The sequence below is a fragment of the Allorhodopirellula solitaria genome, assembly GCF_007859855.1.
GTDB classification, from domain to species: Bacteria; Planctomycetota; Planctomycetia; order Pirellulales; family Pirellulaceae; genus Rhodopirellula; species Rhodopirellula solitaria.
Genome location: NZ_SJPK01000002.1, coordinates 604,042 through 618,977, shown reverse-complemented (window position 1 = coordinate 618,977; position 14,936 = coordinate 604,042). Strand labels below are relative to the sequence as shown.

The window sequence follows — 14,936 nt, the reverse complement described above, 5'->3', positions numbered from 1 at the left end:
TTCGAGCATGAATCGTTGGCTATTGATCGGATCGTTAACGGGCCTGATGGCCCTCAGCACGGGGTGCCTGCACCACAACACCCGTGGTGGATGCCAGCCCTGTGGTACCGGCGGCACCGGAGCGGCTTGCGCCGACCAGTGCAATACGGGCCAGTGCAATACAGGCCAGTGTGGTAGCCCAGGCTGCTCCTCGTGCCTGGGCACCCAGGGTGGCCTGTTCGGCAAAGCGAGAGGCCGGATCGCCGGCTGCTTTACCGGCAGTCAACCGGAGTGCAACGATGGCTGCAATAGTGGCTGCAATAGTGGCTGCCAGGGGAATTGTGGCGGGAACTGCTATGGTCGACATCCAAACTGCTGCGGCAGTCGCGTGGGTTGCCAAGCCGGACCGCTGGGATGGCAACAGGGGGGGCTCGACTACAGCTCGCACCTCAATCCCGGTTGCATGGGGCATCAGGCTGGCCAAGCCGTTGCCAGCCAACCGTTCACGCCGGGTCAGCCCTCGGCGCAGGTGGCGTACCCCTACTACACGCACCGGGGTCCTCGCGATTTCCTGATGGCTAACCCACCATCGATCGGTCCCTGATCGATCCCGGACCAGCCTCACCTGAGCCTCTAATCGGCTCGGGCACCGCGAACCTATGCGAGACGGATTTGTCTCGCATAGGGCTTTTGTGTCGGTGGTTGTTTCCCAACCGCCATTGACCTCCTATCGTAGTGAACGTGGCAACGGGGACCTCTTGCAGCGGGCTCCCTGTCTTGCCCACCACCAAATTCAGTTTGGTGTTCGCTCATTCTTCTTCCATTCGCCGCCTGGTGTAGATGAATCCGTCATGGCATCTGATTTTCGTCTCAAAGAGTCTCTGCCCGATCTGACGGAACAGATTGTGGCGACGTATACCGCTGACGATGCCATCAACCATCTCGGCCATTGTCCCCTGCCGAGCTACGAAGCGGTCGTGCGTATCCTGTTGGATTTGAAAGACATTCTGTATCCGGGGTACCGCCGCAACACCAACCTGCACGCCGGTAACATTCGCTACCACGTCGGCGGCTTGATCGATTCACTGCATGACCAGCTGACCGTGCAAATCGGCCGCGCCCTGCGTCACGAACAGCGGGTCAAGGATCAGCAAACAGACTGCATCGACGAGATCGACTTCGAAGCCAAGGGGCAGGCGATGACGATCGAACTGCTCAAACGCATCACGAAGCTCCGCAAGACTCTTGCCACGGATGTGGAAGCCGCCTTTGCGGGCGACCCTGCCTGTCAGACGACCGATGAAATCGTCTTCTGCTACCCCGGCTTTGAGGCCATCACGGTGTACCGAATCGCTCACGAGCTGGTCGAATTGGGGGTGCCGTTTATTCCGCGGATGATGACGGAATGGGCGCACCAGCAAACAGGCATCGATATCCACCCCGGCGCAACGATCGGCGACTATTTCTTCATCGATCACGGGACCGGCGTCGTGATCGGTGAAACCTGCGAAATCGGTGAGCATGTCAAGCTCTACCAAGGCGTGACGTTGGGGGCGGTCAGTTTTCCAACCGACGCCGACGGGACGTTGATTCGTGGCCAGAAACGGCATCCCACGATCGAAGACAATGTCGTGGTGTACGCCAACGCAACAATCCTCGGTGGTCGTACTATCATCGGCCACGACAGTGTCATCGGGTCAAGTGTCTGGTTAACTCGCAGCGTGTCTCCGGGCACCACGGTGTTGGTTGAAACGCCGCAGCTGCGGGTCCGCGGGAGCGAGGGTGCCAAGGATGACTTGGCACCGGAACTGAACTATCAGATTTAGAGGTAGATCGTGCGAAAGGCGGAACGTGCTACGCTGTTACTTGAGCGTCTCGACGAGTTCTACCCGAACCCTCCCATCCCGCTGGATCATCAGGATGAGTTTACGCTCCTCGTCGCGGTGCTCCTGAGTGCTCAGTGCACCGACAAAAAAGTCAACGAGATCACACCCGCGCTGTTCGAAGTCGCTGGCACGCCGCTGCGGATGCAAGCACTCGGCGAAGACGGCATCCTGCAGATCATTCGGCCGCTGGGACTTTCCAAGCAAAAGGCCAAAGCCCTCGCGGGGCTCTCGAAGATCCTCGTCGACCAGCATGATAGCCAGGTTCCTCGATCGTTCGAGGAACTCGAAGCCCTGCCGGGCGTGGGCCACAAAACCGCGAGCGTGGTGATGTCACAGGCCTTCGATGTGCCCGCATTTCCCGTCGATACCCACATCCATCGTTTGGCCCAGCGATGGGGACTGTCGTCGGGCAAGAGCGTCGTCCAGACGGAAAACGATTTGAAAAAGCTATTCCCCGAATCGTCTTGGAACCGACTGCACCTGCAGATAATCTTCTACGGACGCGAACACTGCACAGCCCGAGGGTGCGATGGCACCCGCTGCGGCCTCTGCCAGGAACTCTACCCGAAACGCCGCAAAGCGGTCGTTTGGAAGAAACCCTGAACCTCAATACGCCATGTCTTCCCCGTGGATAAAGTGACGTGTGCGGGGCTCGTGATCGTTACGGCGATGCGTGACACCGTTAAATTTCCGCGGCGAATGATCCAGGCGACCACGCGTGTACCCGTCGAGGTCCCTGTAGTAGCGACTATCTCCGGCGCCGGGGTAGGCGAGTGGCCCATACGAGCGACTGCCATAAATCGATCGGTACCCTGACCCGCCGTAGGCACCCGCTCCGTTGCTGTTGCTCGGGGTCGCATTGCCGGCAGTGCTCGCGGCGTTATTGCCGAAGCCACCATAGCCGCTGCTGTTGTAGTAGGACCCGGCGCCCTGTGGCGACGCCCCATACGCTTGCGAGACCGCATTCGCTCCGGTATCGGCGGCCAGGGCCTGCTGGGCCGAACCCGCCGCCAGGACCATCGTGGAAACACACAAGAAAGTGGTGATACGCGACATGACTCGATCCTCAGGAAAGCCCGTCCAGACCGCGATACCGACAGGGTAGATGTGGTGCGGACGAGCGTGAAACTCATTTCATGATGATACCCGACATTGCATTCCTCGTGCCAAACGGATCAGCCAGATTTTGCGTGAGCCGGCAAATTGTGCTGGGCTGTTCAAAAGTGGTATTGATACCTTGTCCTCGGATTGCATTTTTATTTCGCCAACGCAAAACGATCGAGTCTCCCCTCGCCCCCACGAAGCGCGGTGGAGAGAGGAGACTCGGTAATGGAAGGAGGCTCGCTTCGAACACGAACAAAGCGGAAGAAAACCTGCGCAAGCAATAAGCGACTCAATCCCAACTATTTAACAGCCCGGGGCAGGCTCATTCGGGAGGGGCGTGCGCCGCTTCTCTCGGTTTGGACATTGGTTATTGCTGCGGAATCGTCTTGGGGAAAGGACGACATCCAAACTGGACGAGGGAAGCAAACGCAATCGGCGATGCGAACCAGCCTACGGCCGCTGACACCGCTACGTCTCTACATGCCGCTGAAGCATGGGTTTTTCGTGGTTCGCTCGAATCCCTTGAACCAACTCTGCTGCCGGTCTAGGAACGCGGGAGTAGTAAGTGGCGTAGTGGACGAGCCGATGAGCTGTCAGTTACCCACAAGTATTCCGTTAGAGATTTCAGAGAATTGCCGTAGGTGGTGTTCGCTCGCGCTCAAACCACCGGCTATTTTCTTAAACGCCTTCGGCGTAGGGTCGCGTGTGGGTAATCAACAGGAGGCGACGAGTCCAAAGCCGCAGGACTCGTCGCCTCGTCCACTACTAAAACCGACACTCATTCATCGTGTGTTGCTTACGCGAGAGGAGCCACCGCGTGCACGCGGACACTCGCCGCGTAAACGTTGACGTCAAAGGACTTCAACACATCGGCCAAGCCCGCATGCAGTGTTGGTTCGCCACAGCATGAGTCGGTCGTCCCACAGCAATCACTCTGGCTGGCTTCGGCGTAAACGTTCAAATCCGCTCCGGTATCGGTCACAACGACGCTGTCGAAGCCCGCATCGAGCAAGGCACCGCGATACTCATCAATCATGATCGCCCCAGAAATGCAGCCAATGTACGCCGCCACGCTGTCTTTGACCGCTTCGGGGAGCTGCTGTTTCAGTGCGATGTCACTAATCGCCACGCGACCTCCCGGCTTCAGGACTCGACGGATCTCGCGCAGGACGGCGGCTTTGTCATCGACGAGGTTGATCACACAATTGCTGATCACACAATCCACGCTCTCATCGGCGAGCGGCAGTTGCTCGATGTTGGCTTCGTGGAGCTCGACATTGCTCAATCCAAGCTTGGTAGCCCCCGCGCGAGCTCGATCGAGCATATCGGGCGTCATGTCGATTCCGATTGCTCTGCCCGCATCGCCGACAGCCTGGGCAGCGAGAAACACATCCATGCCACCCCCGCATCCCAAATCGACGACCACCTCGCCTTCGCGCAGTCCGGCGGTCGCCAACGGGTTGCCGCACGAGACCCCCATGTTGGCCTGGGTCGGTAGCGACTTCAGATCGTCGGCGGAATATCCGAAAGCCGACGCGATGGACCGGACCGCATCGGAATCATTGTTCAGACCGCTGCGAGCCACAGCTGCATACTGGTCTTGAACAGAGGCGGTTTTGTTGTGTTGGTTCATGGGATGCAGCCAGAGGTCAGAGGGAGCGCGTCAACGGCGCCCAAGCACTCTGGGCCTGCCCGCCAACGCATGGTTTATCGTCGTTCTACGATAATGCGCGGCAGCGAGTTTCGTCAACAGGCTGTTAAAGTGTCTCGGGCACTTGGGCGCCTTCGACGAGTGATTCGAATTCGTCATCGAGACGCTGCATCATGCTGTTTTTGTCACCGGTCCAGTGGACGTGTGGGCCAACGTAGGCATCGATAAAAAAGGGCACGAGCAGCCCCTCGCCTCGGGGCAGTGCTTTGCCGAGACCATAAAGGAAAACGGGCAAGATCGGGACCTCGGGATGCCTCCGAGCGAGATGGGCGATCCCCCTTTGAAACGGCTCGCGCTGTTCGGGTTCGCCCCGTGTGCCCTCGGGGAATAGCAACACGATCGCGCCCTGTTCGAGCTGTTCGCTGATAGGATCGAGCGGATGTCCGCGGCCTCTGCGAACATCCCGATCGATTGGGATGATCCCGAGCACTCGAACCGAGAACCATGCAAACCACCGCGTGCGCAGGAAATAGTCCGCTGCGGCCACGGGACGGACGCGGTGCAGTTCGCTCATGGGAAACAGCGTCATCAGCGCAAACGTGTCGAGATGGCTGTTATGATTGGCCACGACAAGCAGCGGCCCCTGCTCGGCGAGTCGTTCCCGCCCCCGCACGTTCATGCCCATGATCACCAGCATCACCGGCCGCACGATCAGCAGGAAAAACAGGTATCGCAGTACCGGTTGAGGCCCCTTGGCAACGATGCCCGCAATGACCGCAGGATCAACCGGCGGCCCATCCCCATCACTGCCGTCGGCGGGCGTCTCGTCACGCTCACAGGGGAGGGGCTGAGCCATAGCAGGACCACACAGAAAGTAGAAATAGACAGAAACACGGGCACAGTGCCAGAAAACTCAGCCGGCCCCGGGCCGGCCCAACGGCGATCCGAAATGCTGCTGGATCGGGAAGGGATATGTGCACAGAGCCTGTTGAGTGTGTATTATATCGACTGAAACGCACATTTTGCGAAAGTAGCTTGTTTCATCGGCATCGCTGGCACCTTCGACGGCGAAGGAACCAGGCGAGAGAACGCCGAAAAATCCCAACCTGGACCAACCCATGTACCGTAATTACCTCGCGACCGCCCTCATCCTCACCATCACTGGATTGTTGCTGCCAGCAGAATTGTTGGCTCAATACGGAGTCTACGGGCCCTATGGTCGGCGCGGAGGCTCAACGGCTGCCGGTGATCAAATGCGGGGTGCAGGTGCCCTCGCGGTCGGCCTCGGCCAAGGATCGCTGCTGGAATCGATGTCCGCCACGCAGCTGCAGAAGGCGCTGCAGGAACGGCTCAAATTGCGACAGGAATCTCTCGAAGGTTACTACAACAACAAAGCCTTTCGCGAGGAAGAGCTCAAGCGGAAGACTGCCGAAGGCGTCGCGAACTACAAGGCCGCCGCCAAACGCTCCACCCACAAGCGGCTGTCGAAATCGCAGATCCACCCTTCGACCGGCGAACTCTATTGGCCCAAACCACTCGATGCCAAGGAACTCGAGCCCTACCGCCGACCGATCGAAGAATCGCTGGCTAAACGCGGCAGCCCTGGCGAGACCTACGACCGCTTCGATTACCTGAAGGTGGCCAAGATGCTCAACTTGATCTCCGAAGCCGTCGATTCGATCAAGGACAAGTTGGATGCTGCCGAAGTGGTGGCCCTCAAGCAGTATCTCGAACAAATCGATTACGACGCCCGATTCAACGCTGCTGACGAACGGATTGACTACTGACTTCACTACCTGAAGGGGTCCAGCCGGACGTTGAAAAATCCCTGATCGCGATTGGCGTGATGGTCGCTGGACCATTGGACTTCGTTGATGCGCAGGCGGCGCGCATGGCCGTCGAACAGGCCGATGAGCGTTTGTCGGAGATCTTCAGCGAGTTCCGCTTCGATTTCTTTGAAATCCGCCGCCCCGAAATGACAGGCGGTCGAGGCGATGGCAACGGGGCTGTGGAACCAAGTGTCCTGTTGCAACAGGCGGTTGAGGAGCGAGATTCGCGGCACTGGGACTTCGCGATCATGCTGACCGCGTCCGAACTCGCTGGTAACTATTCGCCGTTCTGCTTTGCCGCCCTGAGCCGGCCCCTCGATGCAGCGGTTCTGTCGATGTCACTGATCGATCCGATGGCACTCGGCATCGAAGCCAACCGCGACGAAAGGGTCCAGCGGATTGCCCGGCGTCTGAGCCGATTGATCCTGCACAGCATCGGGCACCTCAGCGGCCTGCCTCAAAGCAGCCACCCCAACGACTTGATGTACCACCCGCCCTACGCGGCCGCACTGGACTTGATGGCTGGGATGGATGCCGAGAGCGTGGAGCGTCAGCGTGCCACGTTGGCAGAAATCGCCGACCAGCGACTCGAAGAGGGGGCTGGCCGGCGACTTACCAAACCCGTCTTCGCGCTGCGAGCGGCGTGGATCAACCGGACGGAAATCTACCGCTCGATCTGGTCAGCTCGCCCTTGGGAATTTCCCAAACGCCTCAGCCGATTAACGATCGCATCCTTTTCAACCTTGGCAATTCTATTCATGACGGCCGAGGCCTGGGACCTCGCTCTGGCCCAGAGCAGCCTCCGCTTGCTGGCCCTGTTCATCTTGTCGCTCGTGGCGACGACGTCCTACGTCGTGCTCCGCCAACAACTCCTGGTGCGTCGCGGTACCCGGCGATCCGAGCAAGCGATCGTCACTTCGTCTTCGGCGATGGGCATCGTGTTCGTAGGGATGGCGACGACTTGGACAGCCTTGTTCTTAGTCGGAATCGCACTCTCGTTCTTTTTGTTCCCGAGTGCCCTGATCGCCGATTGGGCAGCGTCGACGGTGAGCGGCCCGCTCGATTTGGTCTGGGCCGATCGTCCGCAGATGGCCGTGTTCGCCGCCTCCCTGGGTCTGTTGATCGGAGCACTCGGTGCGAGCTTTGAATCCCAACACTACTTCCGGCACATCATTTTTGTCGACGAAGAACTCTAGGGGACAAAGGACTTTCAGCCTCCCTGGGATTGATGTCGCAGCGAACCTTCCCTACCACAGGTTGGTCTCGTGACTTACGCTACGTCAGCCATTCTCCCACCCTTCCATTCACGACTCTTGCATCGCCCATGGCCCTCATTCAACCTCGCACGCTCAAGGGATTCCGCGACTATCTACCCGCCACGATGATCCCGCGCGAGCGAATCATGGAAACGGCGCGGCAAACGTTTCGCAGCTTCGGGTTTGCGCCGATCGATACGCCCACTCTCGAACACTTGGAAATCCTGACGGGCAAAGGTAGCGAGGAAACCGACCGCCAGCTCTACCAATTCGTTGACGCTGGCAAGCGTCCGGTCGGCATGCGATTTGACCTCACCGTGCCGCTGGCGAGGTTCGCTGCCCAACACATCGGACAGCTGGGTACTCCGTTCAAACGCTACCAGATTGCTCCGGTTTGGCGAGGTGAAAACCCGCAAGCAGGAAGGTATCGCGAATTCTATCAGTGTGATTTCGATACCATCGGTACCGAATCCGTACTGGCCGATATCGAAGCCGTCACGGTCATCGATTCGTTGCTGCGAAGCATTGGTATCGAAGCGTTCACGATCAGCATCAACAACCGCGCCATTCTCAGTGGGTTGCTCGAATCCCTCGACTTGGCCGATCAAACCACCCCGATCCTGCGCAGCCTCGACAAACTCGGCAAGATCGGACGCGAAGCCACCGCGGCAGAAATGGTCAGCGCCGCGGAGATTCGCCCCGACCAGGCGGACCAGGTGCTGCAGTTGGCCGAATGCGGTGGCGGGGCGGACGAGGTATTCGCGAAACTGCCCGCGATCATTGGTGACAATGCGACCGCCGTCAACGGCGCCACCAGACTGCGAGAGATCTATGAGGGTGCGATCGCGTCGGGGGTCGCCCCGGAACGCATGAAGATCGACGTATCGATCGCCCGTGGGCTGGATTACTACACCGGCGTGATCTTTGAAACCACGCTCGACGAATTGCCGTCCATCGGCAGCGTCTGCAGCGGCGGACGCTACGACAATCTCGCCGGACTCTACACCAAAGAGCACTTGCCCGGCATCGGCGCCTCACTCGGCCTGGACCGTTTGCTCGCCGCCCTGGAAACGCTCGACCGATTGTCCTCGACGAGCAAGCCCTGTCCTGTCTTCATCCCCTATTTCGACAAAGACCGCCGAGACGATTACTTGAAGCTAGCGACCAATCTCCGCCGCGCGGGAATTGGCACGGAAGTCTACCCAGAACCTCGCAAACTCAAGGCGCAGTTGAAGTACGCCGACGCCCACGGATTCGCCTATGCCCTCATCGCGGGCGGCAACGAATGGGCCGATGGGAAAGTGCAAGTCAAAACGTTGGCAGAGAAAGCATCCGAGGAGATCGAATACACTCACGATGCACCGGAGAAACTAATCGCCCGCTTGAGCGAAACAGAAAATCCCACTCGCAACCAAAGTAGCCAGACGGCTCCGCCCGTCTGAGCTCATCCAGCGCCCCACTCCCGCGACCACCAATCGACTAGCAAGCAGTGTCGCCACACGCGATCAAAAACTGGCGGATTTAGCGAAAGCTTTTCTGTGGTGGACGAGGCAACGAACTGTTGAGCCCCGCAAGTCTTCCTGCGCCGGACGCGTTGAAGAGAATAGCGGTTCATCCGACGGAATCGTGAGCAGAGCACAGCGGAAGGTTTTTTGAGGCATGGCTCTCGTATCCAATGATCGTTCAAAAATGCGTCCCTGATGAACAAACGCTCGCCAGGGACCAACAACACCATTGGCGTACCGTCGACCGAGATATCCCTTGCCAAGCCAGCACCTCTGCAGAGCTCGGCTCGAATGGCGTGGACTTAAGCGATTGCCGCGTGTGAAACATCCTTCCGTCGAGCTTGTCTCGGCGGAGGAACCAACTGGCAGCTACCGAAAAAATGCGAAGTAGAAACGGTGCTCCGTTTCGGGCTTGTCCCGGCGGTCACACGACTTGCTTCGCTGATTCCGCCGGGACAAGCCCGGAGCGGAGATCGATCTGGCGAGGGCGTTTTGCAGGTAGCTTGCAGTTGCCGCTCCGCCCGGACAAGCCGGACGGAAGCGAAAACAGATGCCCGTGAAACTCGAGTAAAGCTGCTTAAGTCCACGCCATTCGAGCTCGGCTCCGTTTCTCCCGGCGGTGCCAGTCTAACATTAATAATCACATCCCACAAATAAATCCTTGGATACGGGAGCCATGCCTTGAAAACCTCGGGCGCACGCTTCCGTCGGATGAGCGAGAATAGCTGTCTTATCCGGTGGTGTTCGCTCACGCTCAAACCACCGGCTATTTTCTATCATCCCTGACGGGATACTTCTGGATATTGAGCAGCTCGTTGGTCCGTCCAACACGACACTTATTCCTCCCCCGTTCCGTAGCCAGACGGCTCCGCCCGTCTGAGCTCATCCAGCACCTCACTCTCGCGACCACCAATCGACTAGCAGCTAATGTAGCCAGACGGCTCCGCCCGTCTGAGCTCATCCAGCGCTTCACTCTCGCGACCACCAATCGACCAGCAAGCAGTGTCGCCAAACCATTCTGCCCGTCTCAGCTTATCCAGCGCCCCACTCTCGCGACGGGCGGAGCCGTCGGTCGACTATGATCCTCGCAGCCATTTGCCCCAGCGTGCGAGGGCGTGCAAGGCGCGTTCGATGGGAACGCGGCGGATGTGACCATGGCGATCGGCTTGGGTCGTGGCGCCGGTTTCTAGATCGACGGCGCTGAGGTAGCCGCCCCCGAAGCAGTACGTATCAACGCCCACCAAATGGGGCCGCCACAACACCTCACCACGCGGCTGGGGTGTGTGCCCCACGTAGACCCGCTTTCCACTGGTGTGTGCGATCGGTCTTATCCGGTGGTGTTCGCTCACGCTCAAACCACCGGCTATTTTCTATCATCCCTGACGGGATACTTCTGGATATTGAGCAGCTCGTTGGTCCGTCCAACACGACACTTATTCCTCCCCCGTTCCGTAGCCAGACGGCTCCGCCCGTCTGAGCTCACCCAGCGCCCCACTCCCGCGACCACCAATCGACCAGCAAGCAGTGTCGCCAAACCATTCTGCCCGTCTCAGCTTATCCGGCGCCCCACTCTCGCGACGGGCGGAGCCGTCGGTCGACTATGATCCTCGCAGCCATTTGCCCCAGCGTGCGAGGGCGTGCAAGGCGCGTTCGATGGGAACGCGGCGGATGTGACCATGGCGATCGGCCTGGGTCGTGGCGCCGGTTTCTAGATCGACGGCGCTGAGGTAGCCGCCCCCGAAGCAGTACGTATCAACGCCTACCAAATGGGGCCGCCACAACACCTCACCACGCGGCTGGGGTGTGTGCCCCACGTAGACCCGCTTTCCACTGGTGTGTGCGATCGGCAACGGTTGCGGGAGGTGCGTCCAGTACGTCAATTCATCATTTTGGTCGTCGATGCCGAGCTGTGGGTCGTACATCGCATGGACGAAGATCTCGCGCTCGGTTTCATGATAACGCTGCAAAGCGTGAAAGAAGTCAAAATGAGCGGACGGAATTTTGGTGATGGAACCACCGTAGCTCACCACGGTCGCCTTGCCGCCGCTGCGTAACCAGACCGAATCGTCCATCCCATGAACGGCAACAGCCTGCAGCATGATCTCGTGGTTTCCCCGCAGTGCGATCACACGGGACCGCTGCCCCAGATCGATCAGTTGCTCGACCACGCCGCGGGAATTGGGGCCGCGATCGACGTAGTCACCGAGGAAGATAACCTCGTCGTCCGAACCGAGCTGCAGCGCCGCGAGCAAGGACCTCAACGCCTTGGCGCATCCATGAACATCGCCGATCACATAACGGGCCATGGGCGGTTGTCAGTTCACACCGGGGTCGAACCCGACGTCCTCATCGGGCAAGGTAAGATCGGGGCGCAATTCTTGAAGAATCGCGTGGCCACAACGATGAACCAGCTTCTCCCAGACCTCGTCGGTGGGATCGAAAATGGAATCCGGATCGGCTGGGGTGACCAACCATCCTCCGCCATCGAGTTCCTGTTCGAGTTGCCCGGCGCCCCAACCGGAATACCCCACGATAAATTTCAGCCGCGCGTCCTCGCGGCGGGCTAAGATCCGCAGGTGATCCTCGTCGGCGGTCATCCAGGCCGGGACCTCCGACCACTGGATCGACATCGATCCCCAAGCTTCGGCGGGATGGTTGTGCAGCGTCATTTTCGCACCCGCGGGATCCTGCGAGGCTGGATCGTTCGGCGTACCGCCCTCGGGATCCCCACAGGGTTCGCCGATCCCCGCCACCTCATGCAGCGCCAACAGCGGTCCCTCGACCGGCCCGCCCAAGTAAATCTGGTCTCGTGGGACGCCTGCCGGCGGGGTTGGTGCAGCAGCCCCTGTCGCCTCGGCTCCTGCCGGCTGCGATGCACCGGGTTCCGACGATGGACTGGACATCTCCACCACTTCGCTAAAACGCTTCGACGTACTGCGATTGATCACCACGCCAAAGGCACCTTCTTCGGTATGGCGAATCACAAACACGACAGAGCGAAAAAAATGCCCGTCGGTGAGATACGGGGATGCGACAAGAAAACAGCCGGTGCAGTTCTGCTCGATTGATGTCATGGAAGATCCTTCCTAATGCCAAGTCACGATACCGGGTGGTCGCCAAACCAATCATCTCGCCATAAACAGCCCGCCCACGACAGCCCGACGCCGAACCCGACGAGCATGTTCGTCCCCGAACCGTTCCAATCGCCACCACGCCGCTGCCGATCGATCAAGATTGGTAGGGTACACGATACCGTGTTCCCGATATCCGCCAAGTCAATTGGCAGTCTTTCCTCGGAAACATTCATCCGCAGCCGAAGCTGGTCGAGCATTTTCCAGGTGGCTTGATGCATCAGATAGCGATGCACATCGGCGTCACCGAGCGAGTTGGCTTCCAGAATTTCGTCGACCAGCCGCGGAATCGCCTCGACAGTGAACCCAATCAAACTCGGTCCGTCCATATACAGACGGCTCTTCCAGCGTTTACGGTGCCGTGGCGGGATCGCATCCTTCGCTGGCCGGGCTCCACCGTCGCCCACGATCAGCATGTCGGCGCCGCTGCCATCGCTGCCGAACTGAAAGCCCCACAGGCTTGGGGTTTCGCTGGCGGTCACCAATGTCGCGGCGGCAGCGTCTCCAAAGATCGTGCGGAGACTTCGGTCGTCCGAATCGATGTATTTGCTATACGTCTCCGCGGTCAGCAGCAACACCCGCTTGGCCACACCGCTCTGGATCAACCCGTCGGCCATGGCGAGTCCGTAGACGTACCCGCTGCACCCCAGGTTAAAATCGATGGCGCCGCAGCGGGTCGGCAGCCCCAAGCGGTCCTGGAGCAAGCAGGCTGTCGTCGGCAGCGGGTAGTCCGGCGTCTGGGTACAGAGCAGCACAAAATCGATGCTGGCCGGGTCAATGGACTCGCGTTCAAACAGGTCCTGGGCCGCCGTTACTGCCAAATCAGCGGCAGTCACATCGGGTTCGGCCACATGGCGTTGCTGAATCCCTGTTTTCTCCGCGATCAGATCCAGGTCCCAATTGGGAAACTGTGACTGGAGGCTAGCGTTGTCTTCTACTCGTGGCGGCAAATGGACGGCAATGGGACCGATTTGAGCGTATGGCACGTGAGTTTACAGCGGACGGGGGAGGTGGGATTGGTGAGAAATGCAAAGCCAGTCAACGCACTCGGGCAGTCGCCCCCCAAGCGTAGCAGCCTACCCGCTAGGGCGGAAGCAAGGTTTCGAGCATCTTTTGCGTCCCGGATGGCCTGTCGCCGGCCAAGGCCAACCGCGAGAGGGCCCCCTGAGAACACATCCGGGAAAGTAAATCCCGCTGTGACGGACACGATAATCACGTATGAGGAAGTCTTGCCGCATATCTCAACTAGCCGGTGGGCGTTAGCCCCGGTTTGCTGCCGCCAAACGCGAAGCGTTGTAGGAACCGGGGCTCGCGCCCACCGGCTAATAAACCGAAACAACTCCCCCGACGTGCTTCGCCTCCGCTCAGAACCGATCCAGAAGACCTCATTCTAGACGCCGCGAGACTGACCAGAAGCGCGAAGTCGCTCCAGACCGCTCGACAGAACTGGCGGTGTTGGCGACGATAGCGGCTCCCCTTGCAGCTCGAAAGTGAATCATGATTGACCGAATTCTTGTCACCGGCGGCGCCGGTTTTCTCGGCTCGCACCTCTGCGAACGACTCGTCGACGACGGCCACGACGTGATCTGCCTGGATAATTTTTTCACCAGCCAGAAAAGCAACGTCGCCCACCTGCTCGGTCGCCCGAACTTTGAGCTGATTCGCCACGACATCACCCTGCCGATCCATCTCGAAGTCGACAAGATCTACAACCTGGCCTGTCCAGCGGCGCCGGGCCACTACCAATACAATCCGATCAAGACGATCAAAACCAGCGTGCTCGGCTCGATCAACATGCTCGGCGTCGCCAAACGCTGCGGCGCCCGCATCCTGCAGGCCAGCACCAGCGAAGTGTATGGCGACCCGGAAGAGCATCCCCAGACCGAATCCTATCGGGGTAACGTCAATCCCATCGGCATCCGAGCCTGCTACGACGAAGGGAAACGGGTCGCCGAAACCCTGTTCATGGACTACCACCGCAGCAACCGTGTCGACACGCGAATCGTGCGGATTTTCAACACTTACGGGCCGCGGATGCATCCCTACGATGGTCGCGTTGTATCCAACTTCATTCGCCAAGCACTCGCGGGGCAAGACATCACCTTGTTCGGCGACGGATCGCAAACCCGTTCCTTCTGTTACCGCGACGATCTCGTCGAAGCGATCATCCGGATGATGGACCAGGACGACTTCATCGGCCCCGTCAATATCGGCAACCCCGACGAGTTCACGATCCGCGAGCTAGCCGAGAAAGTGATCGCGATCCTGGGCTCGCCCAGCAAGTTGGTGCTCGCGCCGCTGCCCGAGGATGACCCGACCCGCCGCCGCCCCGACATCACCCTCGCCAAGGAAAAACTGGGGTGGGAGCCAACGGTGAAACTCGACGATGGCCTGAAACAAACGATCGATTGGTTCCAATCGATCAACCTCGACGACTACCGACCACCGACCCCCAACTTTTCTTAGCCCAAAGTAGCCAGACGGCTCCGCCCGTCTGAGCTCAACCAACGCCCCCATCCTCGCGACAGGCAATCGACTAGCAGTCTGTGCAGCCAAATCGCTCTACCCGTCTGACTTCATCCAACGCCTGCTCAC

General features: G+C 59.5%; 14 protein-coding genes. 7 read left to right on the top strand and 7 right to left on the bottom strand.

Annotated elements, in window-relative coordinates:
- Positions 1 to 7 precede the first annotated feature (7 nt).
- From CA85_RS05550 to nth, 3 genes are all read left to right on the top strand, one after another.
- Positions 8 to 583: a hypothetical protein gene (locus CA85_RS05550; protein WP_146390283.1), complete on the top strand. Its 576-nt coding sequence runs from the start codon at positions 8 to 10 to the stop codon at positions 581 to 583.
- Between the two features lie 247 nt (positions 584 to 830).
- Positions 831 to 1,805, top strand: coding sequence for a serine O-acetyltransferase (locus tag CA85_RS05545; RefSeq protein WP_146390282.1), 975 nt, complete (start codon positions 831 to 833; stop codon positions 1,803 to 1,805).
- Positions 1,806 to 1,814: 9 nt separating this feature from the next.
- The gene (gene nth, locus CA85_RS05540) at positions 1,815 to 2,468 is read left to right on the top strand and encodes an endonuclease III (protein ID WP_146390281.1); all 654 of its coding nucleotides are present in this window, start codon (positions 1,815 to 1,817) and stop codon (positions 2,466 to 2,468) included.
- A gap of 3 nt (positions 2,469 to 2,471) precedes the next feature.
- Here nth and CA85_RS05535 read toward each other — a convergent pair whose 3' ends face one another.
- The 3 genes from CA85_RS05535 to CA85_RS05525 all read right to left on the bottom strand — a co-directional run bounded on the left by CA85_RS05535 (position 2,472) and on the right by CA85_RS05525 (position 5,476).
- The gene (locus CA85_RS05535; protein ID WP_146390280.1) at positions 2,472 to 2,921 is read right to left on the bottom strand and encodes a hypothetical protein; all 450 of its coding nucleotides are present in this window, start codon (positions 2,919 to 2,921) and stop codon (positions 2,472 to 2,474) included.
- Positions 2,922 to 3,765: 844 nt separating this feature from the next.
- Positions 3,766 to 4,602 (bottom strand): arsenite methyltransferase, encoded by an 837-nt coding sequence (arsM, locus tag CA85_RS05530; RefSeq protein WP_146390279.1) that lies wholly within the window; start codon positions 4,600 to 4,602, stop codon positions 3,766 to 3,768.
- Between the two features lie 124 nt (positions 4,603 to 4,726).
- Complete coding sequence (locus CA85_RS05525) at positions 4,727 to 5,476, bottom strand: lysophospholipid acyltransferase family protein (RefSeq protein WP_146390278.1); 750 nt, start codon at positions 5,474 to 5,476, stop codon at positions 4,727 to 4,729.
- 262 nt (positions 5,477 to 5,738) lie between these two features.
- Between CA85_RS05525 and CA85_RS05520 the strand changes: the two genes are divergently transcribed.
- From CA85_RS05520 to hisS, 3 genes are all read left to right on the top strand, one after another.
- Positions 5,739 to 6,407, top strand: coding sequence for a hypothetical protein (locus tag CA85_RS05520; RefSeq protein WP_146390277.1), 669 nt, complete (start codon positions 5,739 to 5,741; stop codon positions 6,405 to 6,407).
- Between the two features lie 59 nt (positions 6,408 to 6,466).
- On the top strand, positions 6,467 to 7,645 hold the full coding sequence (locus CA85_RS05515; RefSeq protein WP_246112533.1) for a hypothetical protein: 1,179 nt from the start codon (positions 6,467 to 6,469) through the stop codon (positions 7,643 to 7,645).
- 128 nt (positions 7,646 to 7,773) lie between these two features.
- Entirely contained in the window at positions 7,774 to 9,147 is a 1,374-nt protein-coding gene (hisS, locus tag CA85_RS05510; protein ID WP_146390275.1) for a histidine--tRNA ligase, read from the top strand.
- A gap of 1,139 nt (positions 9,148 to 10,286) precedes the next feature.
- Here the strand turns inward: hisS and CA85_RS05505 are convergent.
- The 4 genes from CA85_RS05505 to CA85_RS05490 all read right to left on the bottom strand — a co-directional run bounded on the left by CA85_RS05505 (position 10,287) and on the right by CA85_RS05490 (position 13,327).
- Positions 10,287 to 10,559, bottom strand: coding sequence for a hypothetical protein (locus tag CA85_RS05505; RefSeq protein WP_246112532.1), 273 nt, complete (start codon positions 10,557 to 10,559; stop codon positions 10,287 to 10,289).
- A gap of 249 nt (positions 10,560 to 10,808) precedes the next feature.
- Entirely contained in the window at positions 10,809 to 11,516 is a 708-nt protein-coding gene (locus CA85_RS05500) for a metallophosphoesterase family protein (protein ID WP_146390274.1), read from the bottom strand.
- A 9-nt stretch (positions 11,517 to 11,525) separates the two neighbouring features.
- The gene (locus CA85_RS05495) at positions 11,526 to 12,284 is read right to left on the bottom strand and encodes a YqgE/AlgH family protein (RefSeq protein ID WP_146390273.1); all 759 of its coding nucleotides are present in this window, start codon (positions 12,282 to 12,284) and stop codon (positions 11,526 to 11,528) included.
- Between the two features lie 23 nt (positions 12,285 to 12,307).
- Positions 12,308 to 13,327 (bottom strand): ketoacyl-ACP synthase III, encoded by a 1,020-nt coding sequence (locus tag CA85_RS05490; RefSeq protein WP_146390272.1) that lies wholly within the window; start codon positions 13,325 to 13,327, stop codon positions 12,308 to 12,310.
- Positions 13,328 to 13,838: 511 nt separating this feature from the next.
- Between CA85_RS05490 and CA85_RS05485 the strand changes: the two genes are divergently transcribed.
- Complete coding sequence (locus CA85_RS05485) at positions 13,839 to 14,807, top strand: UDP-glucuronic acid decarboxylase family protein (protein WP_146390271.1); 969 nt, start codon at positions 13,839 to 13,841, stop codon at positions 14,805 to 14,807.
- Positions 14,808 to 14,936 lie beyond the last annotated feature (129 nt).

Coding starts and splice junctions, on each gene's coding strand:
- CA85_RS05500 (WP_146390274.1), bottom strand. CDS start 11,516: ATGGCCCGTTATGTGATCGGCGATGTTCATGGATGCGCCAAGGCGTTG.
- CA85_RS05515 (WP_246112533.1), top strand. CDS start 6,467: ATGGTCGCTGGACCATTGGACTTCGTTGATGCGCAGGCGGCGCGCATG.
- CA85_RS05535 (WP_146390280.1), bottom strand. CDS start 2,921: ATGTCGCGTATCACCACTTTCTTGTGTGTTTCCACGATGGTCCTGGCG.
- CA85_RS05525 (WP_146390278.1), bottom strand. CDS start 5,476: ATGGCTCAGCCCCTCCCCTGTGAGCGTGACGAGACGCCCGCCGACGGC.
- CA85_RS05485 (WP_146390271.1), top strand. CDS start 13,839: ATGATTGACCGAATTCTTGTCACCGGCGGCGCCGGTTTTCTCGGCTCG.
- CA85_RS05545 (WP_146390282.1), top strand. CDS start 831: ATGGCATCTGATTTTCGTCTCAAAGAGTCTCTGCCCGATCTGACGGAA.
- CA85_RS05550 (WP_146390283.1), top strand. CDS start 8: ATGAATCGTTGGCTATTGATCGGATCGTTAACGGGCCTGATGGCCCTC.
- CA85_RS05520 (WP_146390277.1), top strand. CDS start 5,739: ATGTACCGTAATTACCTCGCGACCGCCCTCATCCTCACCATCACTGGA.
- hisS (WP_146390275.1), top strand. CDS start 7,774: ATGGCCCTCATTCAACCTCGCACGCTCAAGGGATTCCGCGACTATCTA.
- CA85_RS05495 (WP_146390273.1), bottom strand. CDS start 12,284: ATGACATCAATCGAGCAGAACTGCACCGGCTGTTTTCTTGTCGCATCC.
- arsM (WP_146390279.1), bottom strand. CDS start 4,602: ATGAACCAACACAACAAAACCGCCTCTGTTCAAGACCAGTATGCAGCT.